The organism is uncultured Arthrobacter sp. (assembly GCF_947495145.1).
Lineage (GTDB): Bacteria > Actinomycetota > Actinomycetes > Actinomycetales > Micrococcaceae > Arthrobacter_D.
This window is the reverse complement of sequence record NZ_CANLXP010000002.1, coordinates 112,710-132,500: the sequence shown is the minus strand read 5'-3', so window position 1 is coordinate 132,500 and position 19,791 is coordinate 112,710. Positions and strand designations below refer to the sequence as shown.

Below are 19,791 nucleotides of genomic sequence, written 5' to 3'. Positions count from 1 at the left end.
CGGCGGCGGCCGCTTCGCCGCCCGGACCAGAGCAGAACGCTGCCGTGAGGGGAACGCGCAGGCGGGCGAACCTGCTCCTGGCTGCCATCCTCGTTCCGCTCGGCGTGATCACGCTCGTCGCCATGATGTTGCTGTGGCCAAGCGGGGACAGGTCCGGTATCGCCGTGGCCAACCCGCTCGCAACCGCGCCCGGCACGTCGATGGATGTGGGAACGGTGCAGCGCGTGCTCCTGGAGGACTGCCCGTCTTCGCAGCCGACTGTCGACGCGGGCGGCGAAGCCCAGCAGTGCCTCGTTGCCTACACGCAGCCCGACGCGGGCGGTTCAGCTGTGCCAGTCGAACTGAATCCGGAGATCGCCCGCTCCGGACAGGTCGAGCCGGGCGATTCGATCCGGTACCTCAATCTTGAAGGCGTCATCAGCGGTGCCGGCGCGCCGTACATCTTCGTCGATTTCGTCCGCACCCTCCCGGTGGCTGCGCTCGCGGTGCTGTACGCCGTCGTCGTTGTCTCTGTTGCGCGGTGGCGGGGACTGCGGGCAATCATCGGGCTGGTCGGAGCACTCTTTGTGCTGGCGCAGTTCATGCTGCCGGGCCTGGTGGAAGGCAAGCCGCCGCTGCTGCTGGGACTGGTGGGCTCCGTGGTCATCATGTTCGGGGTCCTTTACTTCGCGCACGGGTTCTCTGCGCGCACCTCGACGGCGCTGCTCGGGACAATCTTCGGGCTCGCAATCACGGCGCTGCTGGCCGCGTGGTCAACCGACACGGCCAATCTCACCGGCGTCGGTAACGACAGTTCCAGTGCGCTGATCAACGCCGCGCCGGAGGTATCGCTCTCCGGAATCATCCTCTGCGGACTCATCATCTCCGGGCTGGGCGTGCTCAACGATGTGACGATCACCCAGTCCTCGGCGGTCTGGGAACTCTACGAGCTGGCTCCCGGGACGTCCACGCGGCGCCTTTTCACGGGCGCGATGCGCATCGGCCGCGACCATATTGCCTCGACCGTCTACACGATCGCCTTTGCCTACGCCGGCGCCGCCCTGCCGCTGCTGATCCTGGTGTCATTACAGGACAGTTCGCTGGTCAGCACCCTGACCAGCGGCGAACTCGCCGAGGAAGTGGTGCGTACCCTGGTCGGATCGATCGGGCTGGTTCTGGCGATCCCGGTCACCACGCTGATCGCGGTGCTGGTGGTGAAGGTGGTCGGCCAGGGGACCGGTTCAGGCAGTTCCGGGAACCAGCACGACGACGCACCCACCCCGGCCGCGCTCGCCGCCGAGGAGGTGCAGGGCGCACCGGCCGCGGAAATACCCGCCGGGCAGGTTACGGAGGGCGCGCTGCCGAGCCGCAGGGAGTTGCGTGAGCAGAGGCAGGGCTGACGGTGCCGGTTTCGACCCCATGACGCACGCAACCAGCGGATCGTTGGGGGACTGCCCCTCGATTTGCCCCGCCTTGCGACAATGGATGGGTGAGCATTGCATCAACAACCACCGCCACGCGGCTTGACCTTCCGCCGCTGCGCCTGGGCGGCATCACCGTCAACACCCCCGTGGTTCTCGCTCCGATGGCCGGCATCACCAACACTGCATTCCGGCGGCTATGCCGCGAGTACGGCGGCGGACTGTACGTCTCGGAGATGGTGACGTCCCGCGCCCTCGTTGAGCGCAACCCGGAATCCCTGCGCATCATCTCGCACGACGAGGATGAAAAGGTGCGCTCCGTCCAGCTGTACGGGGTGGATCCGAAGACCGTCGGCGCCGCCGTCCGCATCCTCGTGGAGGAAGACCGCGCCGACCACATAGACCTCAACTTCGGCTGTCCCGTTCCCAAGGTCACACGTAAGGGCGGCGGAGCGGCGCTGCCCTGGAAGCTCGACCTTTTCACCGGCATCGTCCAGACGGCCGTGCGGGAAGCAGCACGCGGGAACATCCCGCTCACCATCAAGATGCGCAAGGGCATCGACGACGATCATCTGACCTTCCGCGAAGCAGGCAAAATCGCGCGCGACGCCGGGGTAGCCGCCGTCGCACTGCATGGACGCACCGCGTCGCAGTTCTACTCCGGCAAGGCCGACTGGAACGCAATCGCTGAGCTGCGCGAAGCCTTGCCGGACATCCCGGTACTGGGCAACGGCGACATCTGGAGTGCGGAAGACGCGGTCCGCATGGTCAACCAGACCGGTGTTGACGGCGTCGTTATTGGCCGTGGATGCCAGGGCAGGCCCTGGCTCTTCGGTGATCTGGTCAACGCCTTCGAGGGCAAGGATGAACGCCATCAGCCCGGGCTCGGGCAGGTTGCGGACACCGTGTACCGGCACGCGGAACTGCTGGTGGACACCTTCGGCAACGAGATGATGGCGCTGCGGGATATCCGCAAGCACATGGCCTGGTATTTCAAGGGCTACGTGGTGGGTGGAGATCTGCGGGCCGCGCTCGCCACGGTGCCCACCCTCGAGGTGCTGCGCGGCCTGCTGGACCAGCTGGACCGCACGTCCCCGTATCCGGGAGCCGACGCCGAGGGCCCGCGCGGCCGGGCCGGTTCGCCCAAGCGCACCGCGCTCCCCGAACGGTGGCTCGAGGCACGCCAACTGAACCCCGAGCAGCAGGCAGACATCGCGGCTGCGGAAGTCGACGTATCCGGTGGATAGGGCAGGGGAGCACGTGCACAATCAAACCGGAGGCAACCAGGCGCCGGTCACGCCGGGCTACACAGACGCGGACATGCAGCGATGGGTTGATGAGGCGCCCAAAAGCCTTCACCGCACGCACTTCGAACGTGATCGTGCACGCGTACTGCACTCCTCGGCGCTGAGACGGCTCGGCGCAAAGACGCAGGTCGTTGCCCCCGATACGGACGACTTCGTGCGGACCCGGCTGACCCACAGCCTCGAGGTTGCCCAGGTGGGGCGCGAGCTGGGACGCTCCCTCGGCTGCGACCCCGACATTGTGGACGCGGCCTGCCTTTCACACGATCTGGGCCACCCGCCGTTCGGACACAACGGCGAGGCCACGCTGAACGACCTGGCGCACTCCATCGGCGGTTTCGAAGGCAACGCCCAGACCCTTCGGCTGCTGACCCGGCTCGAGCCGAAGGTTATCCGCGACGACGGCGAGCCGGCGGGGCTCAACCTCACACGCGCCAGTCTCGACGCCGCCTGCAAATATCCGTGGACAGCGCTGGACGCTCCGGTCATTCACGGGCACCGGACCTCGAAGTTCGGCGCCTATGAGGATGACCTGCCCGTCTTCGCCTGGCTGCGGCAGGGGGCTCCGGCCGGTCGGTCCTGCCTCGAAGCGCAGGTAATGGACCTCGCCGACGACATTTCCTACTCGGTCCACGACGTCGAGGATGCGATCGTCGCCGGGCACTTCCAGCTCAAGTGGATGGACAACCCGGACCAGCGCGCCCGCGTCGTCGGGTACACGCAGCAGTGGTATCTGCCGCATTCCGAGCCGGCCGCCGTCGACGCCGCGCTCGCGCGGTTGGAAGCGACGGACGTGTGGGTGCGCGAGGCGGACGGCAGCCGCAGGGCAATGGCCGCGCTGAAGAACATGACCAGCCAGCTGATCGGTCGCTTCTGTCTCAGCGCACTGGAGACCACCCGCGGCATTTATGGCACGGCCCCCCTCACCCGGTACGCCGCGGAAATGGTGGTTCCCGAAGACACGGTCACCGAGATCGCGGTCATGAAGGGGCTTGCCACCACATATGTGATGACGAGCGTCCACCGCCAGCCCATCTACGAGCGCCAGCGTGAGGTGCTGTCTTCCCTCGTGCAGCAGATGGCCGCTGCAGGGGACCGCTACCTGGAGCCGATGTTCGCCTCCGATTGGCGCCAGGCCGACGACGACGACGCCCGCCTCCGCGTGGTGATCGACCAGGTCGCGTCCCTCACGGACGCTTCCGCGCTCGCCCTGCATGAGAGGGTCGTCGGGCCCGTTCCTGCGCTCTGGTAGGGGTATTCACAGGGCGAAACGATCGGACGGCGTGATCGAAGACCCGACACTAGACTGGATGGCATGGCCGGACTCATCAAGCGTGAAGATATCGATGAGGTTCGCCAGCGCACTGACATCAAGGAAGTGGTGGACGGCTACGTCACCCTGAAATCCGCCGGCGTCGGGTCCTGGAAGGGCCTGTGTCCCTTCCACGATGAGCGGTCGCCGTCGTTCCATGTCCGTCCGCATATGGGCTCCTACCACTGCTTCGGGTGCGGCGAGGGCGGTGACGTCATTTCCTTCGTGCAGAAAATGGACCACACATCGTTCGCTGAAACCGTTGAAAAGCTGGCGGCGCGGATCGGTTTCGAGCTGCGCTATGAGGACGGGGGGACCGGTCCTCGCCGTGAGGACGCCGGCAAGCGGCAGCGGCTTCTGGACGCCCACAAGATCGCAGCGGAGTTTTACCGCGACCAGCTGCTCACCATGGAGGCGGCGACGGGGCGTGCTTTCCTGCAGGAGCGAGGCTTTGACCGGGCGGCTGCGGAGCAGTTCGGAGTCGGCTATGCACCCCAGGGCTGGGACGGGTTGCTCAACCACCTGACCGGCCGTGGCTTTCTGCTGGATGAGCTGAAACTGACCGGGATGTTCAGCGTCTCCTCCAACAACGCCGGCCGGCTCTACGACCGCTTCCGCGGCAGGTTGATGTGGCCTATCCGGGACATCACCGGTGACACCGTCGGATTCGGCGCCCGCAAGCTGTACGAGGATGACCCCGGCCCGAAGTACCTGAACACCCCGGAGACCACCCTCTACAAGAAGTCGCAGGTGCTCTACGGAATCGACCTGGCGAAACGGGAGATCGCGAAATCCCGGCAGCTCGTAGTGGTGGAGGGCTACACCGACGTCATGGCGTGCCACCTGGCAGGCGTGGGCACCGCCGTCGCTACCTGCGGTACGGCCTTCGGTGCCGAGCACATCAAGATCGCGCGGCGGCTCCTCTCGGATGACGGCACCGGCGGGGAGGTCGTCTTCACCTTCGACGGCGATGCGGCCGGTCAGAAGGCGGCCCTGCGGGCTTTCGAGGAAGATCAGCGGTTCAACGCGCAAACGTATGTCGCGGTCGGTGCCGGCGGCGCCGACCCCTGCGAGCTCCGGCAGACGGCGGGGGGCCAGGCGGTGCAGGACCTCATCAGCACGCGCCGTCCGCTGTTCGAGTTTGCCATCAAGGCATCCTTTGACCAGTTCGATCTCTCCACCGGCGAGGGGCAGATGAAGGCCCTCCGGCACGCTGCACCGATCGTGGCGAATATCCGCGATGTTTCCCTGCGATCCGTCTACACCCGGGAGCTTTCCCGCTGGCTCGGGATGCAGTTCGTCGGCGAGGATCAGGTGGCGCGTGCCGTAACCTCCGCCGCGAAGCGTGCGGCGCAGCCGGCGCAGGATGGGCAGCAGGGTGCGCAGAACCAAAAGAACCCACAGCACTCGCAGCACCCACAGCACTCACAGGACCCACAGCGCCGACAGGGCGGGCAGGGGGCGAGTAACGAGCGTGAACCGGTCGAAGAAGTGCCGCAGTTCCGCCGCCCCGATCCGCGTGATCCTGTTGCGCGCATGGAACGAGAGGCGCTCGAGGTGGTCCTGCAGTATCCGCAGCTGCTGGACAAGAGCCAGTGGGAACGGTTCGCTGACTCGCGGTTCTCGGTCCCCGCGTACGCCGCGCTGCACGATGCGGTCCGGGCTGCCGGCACCGGTGGGACGGACGGGCCGGGCGCTGCATCGAACTGGGTGGAGCGGGTACGTCAGGAGGTTCCCGAGATGCTGCGGGGCTATGTGAGCGAGCTTGCGGTAACCCCGCTGCCGGCGAAGGACGCCGACGCTCTGGTTTTGTACTGCAGGGACATTCTCAACAGGCTTTCGGAGCTACGGATCACGCGGTTGAAAGCTGAGAAGCTGAGCGCCCTGCAGCGGCTTGAACCGGCGGCGGACCCGTCCCTGTTTCAGCAGCTCAACCGGGAGTTGATGGAGCTCGAAATGGAACGCCGCGCGCTGCGCTCCGACTAGCGACGAGCCAATTTCACTTCGTCGCTCTTCCTATGTAAAGTTGTATCTGCTGCTTTCCCCCGTAGCTCAATTGGCAGAGCATTCGACTGTTAATCGAAGGGTTACTGGTTCAAGTCCAGTCGGGGGAGCAAATAGGCTCCTGACCTGCGGTTTCGCCGGTCAGGAGCCTTTCTTCTCTCTACGCCCACTGCACGTTCAGGGTGGAGCACTAACCTTTCTCTATGAGCAAAGACGATCTTGTCCTCGTAACGGGCGCCACCGGATACATCGGAGGCCGTCTCGTTTCGCGGCTGGTGGAAGACGGCCGCCGGGTTCGGGTTGTGGTGCGTTCGCCCCAGAAGCTGCGGGATGTGCCCTGGGCGCCACAGGTGGAGGTCGTCGAAGGCGACCTCAAGGACGCCGAAACCATGCGCCGAGCATGTGAGGGCGTTTCCACGCTCTACTACCTCGTCCACTCAATGGGATCCGGACGCGGCTTCGAGGAGCGGGAAGCGCACATCGCATCGACCGTCGCCACGGCTGCCGCGCAGGCTTCCGTACGCCGCATCGTCTACCTCGGCGGCCTCCACCCGGAGGGCGTGAAACTCTCAACCCACATGCGCTCCCGCGTAGCAGTGGGCGAAGCGCTGCTGGCCTCAGGCGTTCCCACCATCGCATTCCAAGCCGGCGTGGTGATCGGATCCGGCTCCGCATCGTTCGAGATGATTCGGCATCTGGCCGACGTCCTGCCGGTGATGCCTGCGCCGAAGTGGGTACTGAACCGCATTGAACCGATCGCCGTGCGGGACGTCATCTCCTACCTCCTCGGCGCGCTGGATCTTCCGGAGGGACTCAACCGCACCTTCGACATCGGCTCCGGCGACGTGCTCACCTACGCGGACATGATGAAGCGCTACGCAGAAGCCGCCGGCCTGCCCCAGCGGACCGTGCTGGCGCTGCCTGTCCTCACCCCGCGCCTGGCCGGGCACTGGGTGAATCTGGTCACGCCAATCCCGCGAGCCATGGCGATGCCGCTGATTGAATCCCTCCAGCACGACGCCGTCACCGCCGAAGCGGACATCAACGACTATCTGCCGCAACCGGAGGGCGGGTTCACCGACTACCGCACCGCCGTCGGCCTGGCGCTGAACAAGATGAGCGCCGGGGAAGTGGAAACGAGCTGGGCGGGAGCTTCACAGCGCGACGCAGTTGCGGACCCGCTTCCCTCGGACCCGCAGTGGGCCGGCCACGCGGTCTACAAGGATGAGCGGACCTTCCGTTCCAGCGCACCCGCCCCTGCGGTCTGGACGGTGATCGAAGGCATCGGCGGGGAAAACGGCTGGTACTCCTGGCCCGTCGCCTGGGCCGCACGCGGTTGGCTGGACAAGCTCGCGGGCGGGGTCGGCCTACGCCGGGGACGCCGGCATTCATCCGAGCTGATGGCGGGGGAGGCACTGGACTTCTGGCGCGTCGAAGAGCTGGTGCGCGGCGAGAAGCTCCGCCTGAGGGCGGAGATGAAACTTCCAGGCCGTGCCTGGCTTGAGCTGTCAGTAGTGCCCGACGGCGATGCCAGCGAATACCGTCAGCGCGCCATCTTCTTCCCCAAAGGGCTGGCCGGCAGGCTGTACTGGCTGGGCGTGCTGCCGTTCCACGGGGTGGTGTTCTCGTCGATGGCGCGCAACATCACGCGAAGGGCGGAGCGGGCGGGCCAGACGCCCTCGATCCATAAGGGCTAGATTGCGGGCACAGTCCTCGGCCGGACAATCGTCCACAGGAACACGATTCCGAGGCCGATGCAGACTGCCATGACCGCGGCCATGGGCGTTGCCGAGGCAATTCCCAGGACACCGACGATCGGCGAGATGATCCCGGCGAGCCCGAAGGTTGTTGCTCCCAGGAGCGACGCCGCGGTGCCGGCCTGGGCGCCGTGATTCGCGAGGGCCAGTACCTGCACGCACGGGAAGGTGAAGCCTGCGGCCATGATGTAGAACCAGAGCGGAACCGCCGTGCCCCAGAAACCCAGGTCCAGGAAGTCGAAGAGGATGATCAGCAGGGCCATTGCCAGCATCGCTGCGGTGGCGCAGGCAATGATCCATTGGGGGCCGACCCGGCGGACGATACGTGCGCTGATCTGGACAGCTGCCACGATGCCGAGCGAGTTCACGGCGAAGAGCAGACCGTACTGCTGCGGATCGAGCCCATAGACGTCCTGGAACAGGAACGGTGACGCCGAAAGATAGGAGAACAGGCCGGAGAAGTTCATGCCGCCCACCAGAAGGATCCCGATGAAGACCCGGTCGGTCAGCACCGCGCGATACCGCTGAAGAGCGGTGGACGAGGACGCTTTCCGCCGGTCCGCCGGCAGCGTTTCGATGATGAACGAGGAGACCGCGAGGATCACCAGGAAACCGTACGCGGCGAGGAACCAGAAGATACCGGGCCAGGGCATGATGACCAGCAGTTGGGATCCAATAACCGGCGCGAAGATGGGAGCCATCCCGTTGACCAGCGCCATGTAGGAAAGCATGCGGACCAACGGGTAGCCGCTGAAGAGATCCCGGATCATTGCCATCGCTACAACCCCGCCTCCCGCAGCCCCCATGCCTTGCAGCACGCGGAAGACCATGAGCATGCCGATCTCGGTGGACATGGCCGCACCGATCGAAGCAATGACATGCAGGCTGGTCGCGAAGATCAGCGGAAGCCGTCTGCCCACCTTGTCGCTGAGGGGGCCGACGAGCAGCTGGCCGGCTGCAAAACCGATGATGGTCCCGGTCAGGGTGAGTTGCACTGCCGCTTCGGTGACGCCCAGGTCGTCTTGGAGGGCAGGGAAAGCGGGAAGATACAGGTCGATGGTGAACGGGCCCAGTGCAGTCAGAGTGCCCAGAATCACAACGTAGATCAGCTTCTGGCGCCGGGTAAGGGCGTCGCCGGGGTGAGTGATAGTGCTCAACAGATACCTATCTGGCGTGTGCGGATGCGGGAAGTTGCACTGCGGCGCTGCAGACAAAGGGGTGTTGGAGAGCGGGCATACCCAACTGGGTGGTTGCCACGGCGAATCAATAACCATCTTAGGGCCCTTGCAACCGCCATCGAAAGACCCCCGGCACTCTACGGCACCTGGACATTGCTCAGTAGGCTTTGGATTGTCGTAGGGTGAAATGCAGCTCAGAGGTCGAACAGGGTAGCCGGAAGGTCAGGAGAAGCGACGTGAACGCCAAGGGTCGGGACAAGAACAAGCCGTCTGGTGAGGTACAGCCGCACATGGGGAAGGTCATCGGGGTCAGTGTCGCTGCCGCCGTCGGCGGTCTCCTGTTCGGGTTCGACACCGCCGTGGTAAACGGTGCGGTGGACGCCATTCAGGAGGACTTCGGACTTGGTGAGGCCATCCTCGGTTTCACCGTCGCGATCACCCTGCTCGGTTGTGCCGCCGGTGCCTGGTTCGCCGGTGAACTGGCGGACCGCCTCGGCCGCAAGCGGGTGATGTTCGGCGCCGCAATCCTCTTCCTCGTCAACTCGGTCGGCTCCGGTTTTGCGTTCAGCGAGTGGGACCTGATGCTCTGGCGGCTCATCGGCGGCGTGGCGATCGGGGTGGCGTCCGTCATCGCGCCCGGTTACATCGCGGAGATCGCACCAGCCAAGTGGCGCGGCGGCCTTGCCTCCATCCAGCAGCTTGCAATCACGATCGGCATCTTCGCCGCCCTGCTGTCCGATGCGTGGCTTGCTGACATCGCTGGCGGAGCCACCGGCGAACTGTGGTGGGGACTGCCGGCCTGGCGCTGGATGCTGCTGGTCGGCGTCGTACCGGCAATCATTTACGGGGTGCTGGCGCTCACTATTCCAGAATCCCCGCACTACCTGATCCGCGGCGGCCGCGACGCCGAAGCGGCACACGTACTTTCCCGCGTCACCGGGATCCGGGACACCGCCGCCAAACTGACCGAGATCCGTTCCACCCTCCGCGTCGAGGACAAGACCACCCTTCGGGACCTCCGCGGGTCGGTCCTGGGCCTGCAGCCAATTCTCTGGGTGGGCATGGCTATCGCAGCCCTGCAGCAGCTGGTCGGTATCAACGCCATCTTCTACTACTCCACCACGCTATGGCAGTCGGTCGGTTTCAGCGAGAGTGATTCATTCACGACGTCGGTGATCACCTCGATCATCAACGTCGCGATGACTTTCGTGGCCATTTTCTTCGTCGACAGGATCGGCCGCCGCAAGCTGCTGCTCGTCGGTTCGGCAGGCATGTTCGTCGGCCTGCTCGCCGCAACAGTTTCATTCGCGCAGGCGACCGGCAGCGGTGAGGATGTTTCGCTGCCGGGGTTCTGGGGACCGGTGGCCCTTATCGGGGCCAATCTGTTCGTGATTTTCTTTGCAGCGACCTGGGGCCCGGTCATGTGGGTGACGCTCGGTGAGATGTTCCCGAACAAGGTACGCTCCATCGCCCTTGGCGTGGCAACCATGGTGAACTGGATCTTCAACTTCATCGTGACCCTCGCGTTCCCCTGGGTCAGTGAGAACCTCGGAGTCTGGATCATGTACGCCGTCTTCACCGGTTTCGCGGTCGTTTCCTTCTGGTTCGTGAAGACCCACCTGCAGGAGTACGCAGGCCGTGAACTGGAGGACCGGGATGATCTGGTCGCACGTTAGAGCGTCGGCCCGGTGCCCGGTCGGGCGAGAAGTATGCGTCGGTGGTAATTTTGGGAGCAGATGCGCAGGATGAACGGATGGGAGCAGGGCACATGGACAGCTCGACCAGCACGCGGGTGAACCGACCCGGCGGCACGCCGTCGGTGATCGGCCTGATCAGATTGCTGTTGCGGCTGACCCCGCGCCAGCTCGGAGACGAAGTTTCACTTGCCCGCGAGCAGCTCAAGCAGAAGGGCATCACGGCAGGCATTGCCGCCGCGTTCTTCGTTGTGGCGCTGGTATTCGTGGCTTTCCTTGCCGTAGCCCTCATCGTGGCCGCCATCATGGGTCTCGGCACGGTCATGCCGCCCTGGCTGGCCGCGTTGTGCTTCGCCGCGCTGTTCCTCATCATCGCCGCCGTGGCCGCCCTGATGGGACTGTCCCGGTTCAAAAAGGCACTCCCGCTCCTGCCCGAAGACGCCATCCGCGGCGTCAAGTACGACATCGGCGTGCTCAAGGAAGGCCGCAAGTTCAATCCGGCAACCTTGGACGTCAAGAAGCCCAAGGAAGAAAAGAAGCCAAAGCACAAGGAAACCGGGGAGCCCAAGCCGCCTGCGCCGTCGTACGCCGAGCTCCGCAGCCGCTCCGGGCGCCGTCGTGACCACATCGCCGAAGCGCGGGATGATCTCGGCCGCGGACTGGACTTCAAGTCCCAGGTCAACGGCACAACCACCAAAGCACGCGCCGCTGCCGCGCACGCGAAGTCCTCGGCGGTCCATGCACGGGACTCGAGGCGCACCCGGAGCAGCTCCACGGACGTTGCAGCCAGGTCGGTCTCCAGCCCGGCGCGCCACAACCAGACCCTGGCCGACCGTTGGAAGCCGCTTAGCGTCGTCGCTGCATCAGCCGCTGCAATCGCTGTGATGGTGCGCCGGCTCGTCGCCAAGTAAGCGTTGATCCCTCTGCCTGGCAGGCACTGCTGCCGCTGCCGGCTTAACCAGCTCCTGCCTGCATAATGGGAGCGGAGGGACAGTGATCAGACTTATTGGCGCCGGGGGAAAGCCTGGGCAGGCTCCTGCCGAATTGGACACGTTCTGGACCGTGCCGAACATCATTACTGTGGTCCGGTTCCTGGGCGTCCCGCTGTTTGTGATGTTCATCGTCCAGCGCGAGTATGCAGCCGCTGTCATCACCCTCGTGTTGCTGGGCTCGACGGACTGGATTGACGGCTATATAGCCCGCAGGTTTGGGCAGGTCTCGTCCGTGGGCAAGTGGCTCGATCCGCTGGCGGACCGGTCGGCGCTGATAGTCGTCGCCGTGACTTTCGTGGTGGACGGCGTTGCGCCCGCCTGGTTGGTCTGGGCCATCGTGGTTCCCGACGTCATCCTCATCACCAATGCGCTGATTCTCTTCCGCGGACGGCTCCGTCTACCGGTTTCAAATATCGGCAAGATTCGCACCGCACTGTTGCTGGTGGGATCACCGCTTCTGCTTCTGCAGCGCGTTGAGGGCTTCGATTTGCCGTGGCTGGAAATCACCGCCAATGTGCTGCTGATTCTCGGGTGTATCGGTCACCTCATAGCGTTCTATGGCTACTTCACTGCTGCGCACCGGGTGTATCGGCTGGAGCGCACCGCATGACGGAAGTGGGCGCATGGCCTGGGTAGCGGTGCTCCTGGCGCTGCTCGGCGCATGCTTCCTGGCCGTCGGTGCCCAGCGCCAGGGCAGCGCAGTACGGTCAAACACCGGCGGCCTGTCACTGAACTCCACCGGTTTCATGCGGCTCCTGCGCAATCCCCGCTGGATCCTCGGCCTGATCCTGCTCGGCGCCGGAATGGTGTGCAACGTCATTGCCCTCAGCATGGCCAGCCTCACCGTTGTGCAGCCGATCGGCGCCATCGCCCTCGTCATCACCACGATCGTGAACTCCCGGGACCAGGGCGTGCGCATCAACCGTCCCACCGTCGTCGCAATCTCAGCGTGTGTGGCCGGCAGCGCACTGTTTGTACTGCTGGCCGTCAACGTCACGCGCAAGGACCACGTCGTCCTTCCTGACCAGGAACTGACCGCCGTATTGCTGCTGTGCATCGCCGTCGCACTGTTTGGCACACTCGCCGCCGTCTTCCGGCGGAGGCTCAGTGCGTTTGCCTACATTCTCGGTGCCGGCGTGCTGTTCGGTTTCGTTGCCGTGCTCACCAAGATCATCGCGACACACCTGCTCGATCCCAACGGCCGATTCCTCCTCAACGTTCCGCTGTACAGCGGAATCGCGATCGTTGCAGCCGCCGGCCTGGGCTCATGGTTTGTGCAGAGCGCCTATGCCTCCGGTCCTCCCGACCTCGTGATCGCGGGCCTGACGGTCATCGACCCCATCGTGGGCATCGCCGTCGGAATCGTGGTGCTCGGTGAATTGCAGCCCAACGTCGAATCGGTGATAGCAATTGCCATGGGAGCAGCCGCCATCGTTGCTATTGTTGGAGTGATAGCACTGTCGCGCCACCATCCTGATGTGGTCAAGCGCCAGAAGGAAGCACGACGGCGTTAACGCCGGTGACTTCGCCCACCGTTGCCAACCCGAGGACTACTTCGTGACTGATACGGCAGCAGATGCGCCGCTGACTATCCTCATTGCCGCTGACACCTACCCCCCGCACGTCAACGGCGCCGCCATGTTCGGGTACCGGCTCGCCAAGGGCATGACCGCGCGCGGCCACAACGTCCACGTCCTGGCTCCCAACACGATCAACGGCAAAAGCTTTACCGAGCCGGGCGGGGACTGGACGGTGCACCGCCTCCGCTCGCATTCGGTTCCAACGCATGAGTACTGGCGCATCTGCCTGCCCTGGGAGATCAAGCGTGATATCCGCATGCTCTTCGACCGGGTGCAGCCCGACGTCGTGCACATCCAGTGCCACTACATGGTGGGTGAGTACGCGCTCTATGAGGCCCTGAAACGCGGCATCCGTGTGGTCGCCACCAACCACTTCATGCCGGAGAATTTGAACCCGTTCCTGCCGTTTCCGCAGTGGTTCAAGAACATCGTCGCGAAAAATTCCTGGCGGGACATGGGCAAGAAAATGGGAAAGGCGGACGTCGTCACCACACCCACTCCGCTGGCGGCCAAGGCGATGCACGAGCACGCGTTCCTGCGTAAGGTGCTCCCGCTGTCCAATGGTATCGATGCAGCTGCCTATGAGCCCAGGCCCGGTGAGCATCTTGAGCAGCCGGACCATCCGATCGTGCTGTTCGTGGGGCGCCTCGCCGAGGAAAAGCACGTCGACGTGCTCATCGATGCCGTGGCTAAGACTCCCCGCGAGTTGAACCTGCACCTCGAGATTGTCGGCGGGGGAGAGGTAAAGCCCGTGCTGCAGGCACAGGTCCAGCGGTTGGGGCTGGAGGGTCGGGTGAGGTTCCATGGCCTCATCAGCGATGAGGAACTCCGCCAGGCTTACCTGCGGGCCACAGTCTTCTGCCAGCCGGGAACCGCCGAACTGCAGTCGCTCGTCACGCTCGAGGCGATGTCCGCTTCCACTCCCGTGCTGCTTGCCAACGCGATGGCGCTGCCGCACCTGGTGGAAGACGGATCCAACGGCTACCTGTTCACTCCTCATGACAGTGCCGAGCTGGGCCGCCGGCTGACGGAGATCATCTCCATGCCCGAAGCCGAGCGGCAACGCATGGGCAAGATGAGCCGCTCGATGGTCGAAAAACACAGCATCGAGACCACGCTGGCCACGTTCGAGGACCTCTACTACGGCAGGCTGCACGACACGGAAACCGTGTAGCTGCCTGATCCACCGCCACGGTCGTGGCTAGAATGGACTGCGCCGAGGAGTAGTCGGCGTTGCGGGGCTGTAGCTCAGCTGGTTAGAGCAGCGGACTCATAATCCGTTTGTCCTGGGTTCAAGCCCCAGCAGCCCTACCGGAACACAAGAAAATAGCGGGAACCCCGGTCCGAAAAGGGCCGGGGTTTTTCTATTCGTCCACCGCTGGCTGGCTGGGTGGCACAGGAAGTTACTCGCGGGTAACATAAGCGGGGGAATCCACGCTGCCCGGGCGTGGTCCGGCGGCGCGAGTAAGCGCCGGTTGACGAATGGTGAGGAACGTTTCATGGGTGCACCCGCTTTTGACGCAGACAATCTTCCGTACGCCGACGGCGACTTCTACTTCTTCGAGCAGATGCTCGACCCGAAGGAGCGCAACCGGCTCCACGAGGTGAGGGAGTGGCTCGCGCAGGAGGTCCGGCCGCACGCCGCGCACTGGTGGAACGTTGGAGCTTTCCCGACCGAACTGATCCCCCGCATCGCCGAGCTGGACATCGTGTCTCCGGTGAAACGATTGGGCTACTCCAACCTGTTCGCAGGTCTCCTGCACGCTGAGTTCACCCGCGCCGATACCTCCATCGCAACATTCATGGGCGTTCATGACGGGCTGTTCACGGGCTCCATTGAGACACTGGCCTCACCCGAGCAGCAGGCAGAGTGGCTCCCGGATATCTATGCCATGAAAAAGATCGGTGCCTTCGGCCTCACCGAACCGCTGGGCGGTTCCGACGTTGCCGGCGGTACGCGCACCACGGCGGAGCGCAGCGGTGACGGATGGGTCCTCAACGGCGCGAAGCGCTGGATCGGCAACGCCACCTTCTCGGACTGGGTGGTGATCTTTGCCCGCGACGTCGCAGACAACCAGGTCAAAGGCTTCATGGTGGACACCTCGCTGCCCGGCTATAAGGCCACAAAAATTGAAAACAAGACCGCACTGCGAACGGTCGAGAACGCCGACATCGTGCTGGAAAACCTCCAGATCAGTGACTACTACCGCCTCACCGGAGCCAACAGCTTCAAGGACACGAACAAGGTCCTGCGCATCACCCGGCTCTCCGTGGCATGGCAGGCGGTCGGACAGCAGCTGGCAGCCTTCGATGTTGCCCGCCGGTACGCGGTGGAGCGCCAGCAGTTCGGCCGCCCGCTCGCATCCTTCCAGCTCATTCAGCAGCAACTGGTGGAAATGCTGGGCAATACCGTCAGTTCCCTGGGGATGATGGTGCGCCTGGCACAGCTGGCCGACGACGGCGGTGCCCGCGACGAGCAGTCCGCACTCGCCAAGGCGTTCACCACCGCGCGCATGCGGGAAACGGTTGCCCTCGGCCGCAGTATCCTCGGCGGCAACGGTATTGTCACCGACTACGAGATGGCCAAGATCTTCGCCGATGCCGAAGCGGTCTACTCCTACGAAGGCACCTACGAGATCAACACGCTGGTGACCGGACGCGCCATCACGGGAATCGCCGCCTTCGTTTAGCGTCGCGACTGGCTCGGGCACGGCTCAGGCACGGCTCAGGCACGGGCGCGGGGAGCGGGCCAGATGCGGGCTCAATGATCGGCCAGCGGCAGCAGGATCGATGGCCGCCGGTCGGAGACAAAGGGCAGGGGATTGACGTACTCCCCGTTCTCCCGCACGCCCCAATGCACGCACAGGCTGGGGCAATGAGGTTCGGTGCTGATACGGCCCACCTCCTGCCCGGCCCGTACCGGATCTCCCTCGGCAACAGACGCGGCGACCGGCTCAAAGCTGGACAGCAGGCCGTCGCCATGATCGATGGTCAGGACCGGACGGTCCACCACAATGCCTACGAAGACCACTACGCCGTCAGCCGGGCTGAGGACACTGCGATCCGAGCTGCCGAGATCGACGCCGCGGTGCCCTGCCATCCAGCGCTCGGGCGGCCGGTCAAAGTGGCGCAGCACCGGCGGGGACTGGCCGGCAAGCGGCCATTCCCAAGGGATCCCGGGGTCAGGGGCCGCAGGGGCAGGCGAAGAAAGCGACAGCAGGATGCCGGCGCCAACGACGGCGGTCGCCAGCGGGCGGAAAAGGTTCGATAGATCAGCCACCTATCCACTGTGCGTCGGCTCCCACGACAGCGGCCGGCGTCGTGCGCTGATGTGGACAGAATCAGCGCGTTCGCAAGAAATGTGGAGCGAAAGTCAGGCTGCACCGCCCGTCGGGGGCAGTTGGCGGCTGTAGTACACTTGGTGGAGCAGTTTCCCGTATGCCGTCGTGCCATAAAGCTTGTCCATGGTTCGCCGGGTGTCAGGAACTGACTACGCGTGTCCCTGATTTTCAGGCACCTTCCCGATGAATGCTCACCGGGAGCGGATGCCTGGGAACACTGCTCCAGCGGTCCGGAGGAATCCGGTTGGAGGGGTGAGTTGATCAACTGACGGGCACCAGGACCCCCGCATTGTCCGCGGGATATCAACCGTCAAACCGGCAGATCACAGCATCGCCTGTGCTGCCCTACGAAAGGAACGACATGCCCGTCGTTACCATGCGCCAGCTGCTCGACAGCGGCGTCCACTTCGGCCACCAGACCCGTCGCTGGAACCCGAAGATGAAGCGCTTTATCTTCACCGAGCGCAACGGGATCTACATCATCGATCTCCAGCAGTCGCTGTCCTACATCGACCGCGCCTACGAGTTCATCAAGGCAACTGTCGCCCACGGCGGAACCGTACTTTTCGTCGGTACCAAGAAGCAGGCACAGGAAGCAATTGCAGAGCAGGCCACCCGCGTCGGCCAGCCGTACGTCAACCAGCGCTGGCTCGGCGGCATGCTCACGAACTTCCAGACCGTTTCCAAGCGCATCCAGCGCATGAAGGAACTTGAGGAAATCAACTTCGAGGACGTCGCCGGCTCAGGCCACACCAAGAAGGAACTCCTCCTGCTGCAGCGCGAGCTGACCAAGCTTGAGAGCAACCTTGGCGGTATCCGCAACCTCACCAAGGCTCCGTCCATCGTGTGGGTTGTCGACACCAAGAAGGAGCACCTCGCAATCGACGAGGCCAAGAAGCTCAACATCCCGGTCGTCGCCATCCTCGACACCAACTGCGATCCCGATGAGGTCGACTTCCCGATTCCGGGCAACGACGACGCCATCCGCGCAGTCAACCTGCTGACCCGCGTTGTCGCTGACGCAGTTGCCGAAGGCCTCATCGCCCGCAACAACCGCGCCTCCGGTAATGACGCCGCAGCAGCCGAAGAGCCGCTGGCTGAGTGGGAGCGTGAGCTGCTTGAGGGTAGCGCCGCACCTGCTGCCGAAGCTCCCGCTGCCGAAGCACCCGCCGAGGAGGCTCCCGCCGCAGAAGCACCCGCGGCCGAAGCTCCTGCCGAGGAAGCTGCAGCTGCCGAGGCCCCCGCCGCCGAAGAAGCTCCTGCTGAGGAAGCTGCGAACGGCGAGAGCAAGTAGTTTCAGCGACAGGGTGCGGGAGGTCAAAGCCCGCACCCTTTCGCTTGTGCCGGGCCTGGAGTCCGGAGAACTTTCACTCAAAAGCTTGACGAAAAACCACATCTGAGGAGTTCAAATGGCAAACTACACTGCCGCTGACATCAAGGCTCTCCGCGAGCGGACCGGCGCCGGAATGATGGACGTGAAGAAGGCTCTCGACGAGGCCAACGGCGATGCCGACAAGGCTATGGAGCTCATCCGCATCAAGGGTCTGAAGGGCGCCACCAAGCGCGAAGGCCGTTCAACCGCTGAAGGCCTCGTGGCCGCCAGGGTCGAGGGCAACGTCGGCGTCATGGTCGAGGTCAACTGCGAAACCGACTTCGTTGCCAAGGCCGGCCCGTTCATCGAATTCTCCAACAAGGTGCTCGCCGCTGCCATCGAATCCGGTGCGTCTGACGTTGAGGCGCTGCTGGCCCACACGGTTGACGGCAAGGCTGTCTCGGAGCACGTCATCGAAGCCGGCGCACTGCTCGGCGAGAAGGTGGACATCCGCCGCGTGGCACGCGTTGAAGGCGCAATTGTTGACGCCTACCTGCACAAGACGTCCAAGGACCTCCCCGCACAGGTAGGCGTGCTCTTCGCCGTTGAAGGTAGCGGAGACGGAGCAGTTGAGGCTGCACACGACGTTGCCGTCCACATCGCTGCCTACTCGCCGACGTACCTCACCCGTGAGGACGTGCCCGCCGAGCTCGTCGAGACCGAACGACGCATCGCTGACGAGACGGCGCGCGCCGAGGGCAAGCCCGAAGCAGCGCTCACCAAGATCGTCGAGGGCCGCCTGACCGGCTTCTTCAAGGAGGGCGTCCTGGTTGACCAGGCGTTCGCCAAGGACGCGAAGAAGTCCGTTGCCCAGGTTCTGAAGGAAGCCGGCGTCGAGCCCAAGCAGTTCGCGCGCTTCCGGGTAGGCTCCTGACCGGTAACTGACCCTCACGGGGGAACTGGTTCTTTGAGATGATGGAGGGGCGGTCGCCGAGGCGGCCGCCCCTCCGCCATGTCCGGCGCAGGGCAGCAGCCGGAAAACCTGCAAGACTTGTCCAGATCCACCACCGGTTGCACTGTTAGGTTCCAGACAACTGCTGACCGTTGACCCCAGCACAAGCCCCAGACATGAAACCCAGACACGCACGCACGACAGCCCGGGAGGCACCCATGGAGAACTACGACAACGCTGGCCACAGCGGATCCCCGAGACGGCGCGTGCTGTTGAAGCTCTCCGGAGAGGTCTTCGGCGGCGGAAAGCTCGGCGTGGACCCCGACATGGTCCGCGGCATCGCGAAGCAGATCGCCGCGACCATCGGTGAAGTCGAAGTCGCCATTGTGGTGGGCGGCGGCAACTTCTTCCGCGGCGCCGAGCTGTCGCAGAGCGGAATGGACCGCTCACGGGCAGATTACATGGGCATGCTCGGCACGGTTATGAACTGCCTGGCGCTGCAGGATTTCCTCGAGCAGGCCGGAGTCGAAACCCGTGTGCAAAGCGCGATCACCATGGGCCAGGTCGCGGAAGCCTACATCCCGCGGCGCGCCATCCGGCACCTGGAAAAGAGCAGGGTAGTGATCTTCGGCGCCGGTGCAGGCCTGCCCTATTTCTCTACCGACACGGTCGCTGCCCAGCGTGCGCTGGAAGTGCGTGCCGACGTCGTTCTGATGGCCAAGAGCGGAGTCGACGGCGTCTATACGGCAGATCCGCGCAAGGACCCCACCGCGAAGAAGCTGGAGTCCCTTTCCTACGATGATGCGCTGCGGCAGGACATCCGCGTGATGGACCAGACAGCCATGACCATGTGCAAGGACAACAACCTCTCCATGGTGGTCTTCGGTATGGAGGGCGAAGGCAACGTCACCAGCGCGATCATGGGCGAGCGGATCGGCACCATCGTTACAGCCTGAGCGCCGCGC

The 19,791-nt window shown here is 64.5% G+C and carries 16 protein-coding genes and 2 tRNA genes; 16 read left to right on the top strand and 2 right to left on the bottom strand.

What is annotated here, in order from left to right; genetic code table 11:
* Positions 1 to 44 precede the first annotated feature (44 nt).
* The 6 genes from Q0877_RS02095 (at position 45) to Q0877_RS02070 (ending at position 7,717) form a co-directional block, all read left to right on the top strand.
* Positions 45 to 1,379: a YibE/F family protein gene (locus Q0877_RS02095; RefSeq protein ID WP_299165576.1), complete on the top strand. Its 1,335-nt coding sequence runs from the start codon at positions 45 to 47 to the stop codon at positions 1,377 to 1,379.
* Positions 1,380 to 1,468: 89 nt separating this feature from the next.
* Positions 1,469 to 2,647, top strand: a complete 1,179-nt coding sequence (gene dusB / locus Q0877_RS02090) for a tRNA dihydrouridine synthase DusB (protein ID WP_299165416.1) — start codon at positions 1,469 to 1,471, stop codon at positions 2,645 to 2,647.
* A gap of 13 nt (positions 2,648 to 2,660) precedes the next feature.
* Positions 2,661 to 3,956, top strand: a complete 1,296-nt coding sequence (locus tag Q0877_RS02085) for a deoxyguanosinetriphosphate triphosphohydrolase (protein ID WP_299165415.1) — start codon at positions 2,661 to 2,663, stop codon at positions 3,954 to 3,956.
* A gap of 63 nt (positions 3,957 to 4,019) precedes the next feature.
* On the top strand, positions 4,020 to 6,002 hold the full coding sequence (gene dnaG / locus Q0877_RS02080) for a DNA primase (RefSeq protein WP_299165413.1): 1,983 nt from the start codon (positions 4,020 to 4,022) through the stop codon (positions 6,000 to 6,002).
* A 55-nt stretch (positions 6,003 to 6,057) separates the two neighbouring features.
* Positions 6,058 to 6,130, top strand: a tRNA-Asn gene (locus tag Q0877_RS02075).
* A gap of 93 nt (positions 6,131 to 6,223) precedes the next feature.
* Positions 6,224 to 7,717, top strand: a complete 1,494-nt coding sequence (locus tag Q0877_RS02070) for an SDR family oxidoreductase (RefSeq protein ID WP_299165411.1) — start codon at positions 6,224 to 6,226, stop codon at positions 7,715 to 7,717.
* Here Q0877_RS02070 and Q0877_RS02065 read toward each other — a convergent pair.
* Positions 7,714 to 8,934 (bottom strand): multidrug effflux MFS transporter, encoded by a 1,221-nt coding sequence (locus Q0877_RS02065; protein ID WP_299165410.1) that lies wholly within the window; start codon positions 8,932 to 8,934, stop codon positions 7,714 to 7,716. The two genes, Q0877_RS02070 and Q0877_RS02065, sit on opposite strands and share 4 nt — an antisense overlap.
* Before the next feature lie 257 nt (positions 8,935 to 9,191).
* On the opposite strand from Q0877_RS02065, the gene Q0877_RS02060 reads away from it, so the two are divergent.
* From Q0877_RS02060 to Q0877_RS02030, 7 genes are all read left to right on the top strand, one after another.
* Entirely contained in the window at positions 9,192 to 10,631 is a 1,440-nt protein-coding gene (locus Q0877_RS02060; protein ID WP_299165409.1) for a sugar porter family MFS transporter, read from the top strand.
* Between the two features lie 92 nt (positions 10,632 to 10,723).
* A complete protein-coding gene (locus Q0877_RS02055) occupies positions 10,724 to 11,560 on the top strand; it encodes a phage holin family protein (RefSeq protein WP_299165408.1) in 837 nt (278 codons plus the stop codon).
* Positions 11,561 to 11,642: 82 nt separating this feature from the next.
* A complete protein-coding gene (locus tag Q0877_RS02050; protein WP_367182107.1) occupies positions 11,643 to 12,251 on the top strand; it encodes a CDP-alcohol phosphatidyltransferase family protein in 609 nt (202 codons plus the stop codon).
* A gap of 13 nt (positions 12,252 to 12,264) precedes the next feature.
* Positions 12,265 to 13,155, top strand: coding sequence for a DMT family transporter (locus tag Q0877_RS02045; protein ID WP_299165574.1), 891 nt, complete (start codon positions 12,265 to 12,267; stop codon positions 13,153 to 13,155).
* Between the two features lie 43 nt (positions 13,156 to 13,198).
* Positions 13,199 to 14,395 carry a glycosyltransferase gene (locus Q0877_RS02040; RefSeq protein ID WP_299165407.1) on the top strand — a complete coding sequence of 399 codons (1,197 nt, stop codon included), beginning with the start codon at positions 13,199 to 13,201 and terminating at the stop codon, positions 14,393 to 14,395.
* A gap of 63 nt (positions 14,396 to 14,458) precedes the next feature.
* Positions 14,459 to 14,532, top strand: a tRNA-Ile gene (locus Q0877_RS02035).
* A 188-nt stretch (positions 14,533 to 14,720) separates the two neighbouring features.
* Positions 14,721 to 15,911: an acyl-CoA dehydrogenase family protein gene (locus Q0877_RS02030; protein WP_299165405.1), complete on the top strand. Its 1,191-nt coding sequence runs from the start codon at positions 14,721 to 14,723 to the stop codon at positions 15,909 to 15,911.
* A 71-nt stretch (positions 15,912 to 15,982) separates the two neighbouring features.
* Here Q0877_RS02030 and Q0877_RS02025 read toward each other — a convergent pair whose 3' ends face one another.
* Positions 15,983 to 16,501, bottom strand: coding sequence for a M23 family metallopeptidase (locus tag Q0877_RS02025; RefSeq protein ID WP_299165403.1), 519 nt, complete (start codon positions 16,499 to 16,501; stop codon positions 15,983 to 15,985).
* A gap of 422 nt (positions 16,502 to 16,923) precedes the next feature.
* Between Q0877_RS02025 and rpsB the strand changes: the two genes are divergently transcribed.
* The 3 genes from rpsB (at position 16,924) to pyrH (ending at position 19,782) form a co-directional block, all read left to right on the top strand.
* Positions 16,924 to 17,856, top strand: coding sequence for a 30S ribosomal protein S2 (gene rpsB / locus Q0877_RS02020; protein ID WP_299165401.1), 933 nt, complete (start codon positions 16,924 to 16,926; stop codon positions 17,854 to 17,856).
* A 115-nt stretch (positions 17,857 to 17,971) separates the two neighbouring features.
* Entirely contained in the window at positions 17,972 to 18,808 is an 837-nt protein-coding gene (gene tsf / locus Q0877_RS02015) for a translation elongation factor Ts (RefSeq protein ID WP_299165400.1), read from the top strand.
* Positions 18,809 to 19,044: 236 nt separating this feature from the next.
* The gene (pyrH, locus tag Q0877_RS02010; protein ID WP_299165399.1) at positions 19,045 to 19,782 is read left to right on the top strand and encodes a UMP kinase; all 738 of its coding nucleotides are present in this window, start codon (positions 19,045 to 19,047) and stop codon (positions 19,780 to 19,782) included.
* The last annotated feature ends 9 nt before the right edge of the window (positions 19,783 to 19,791 follow it).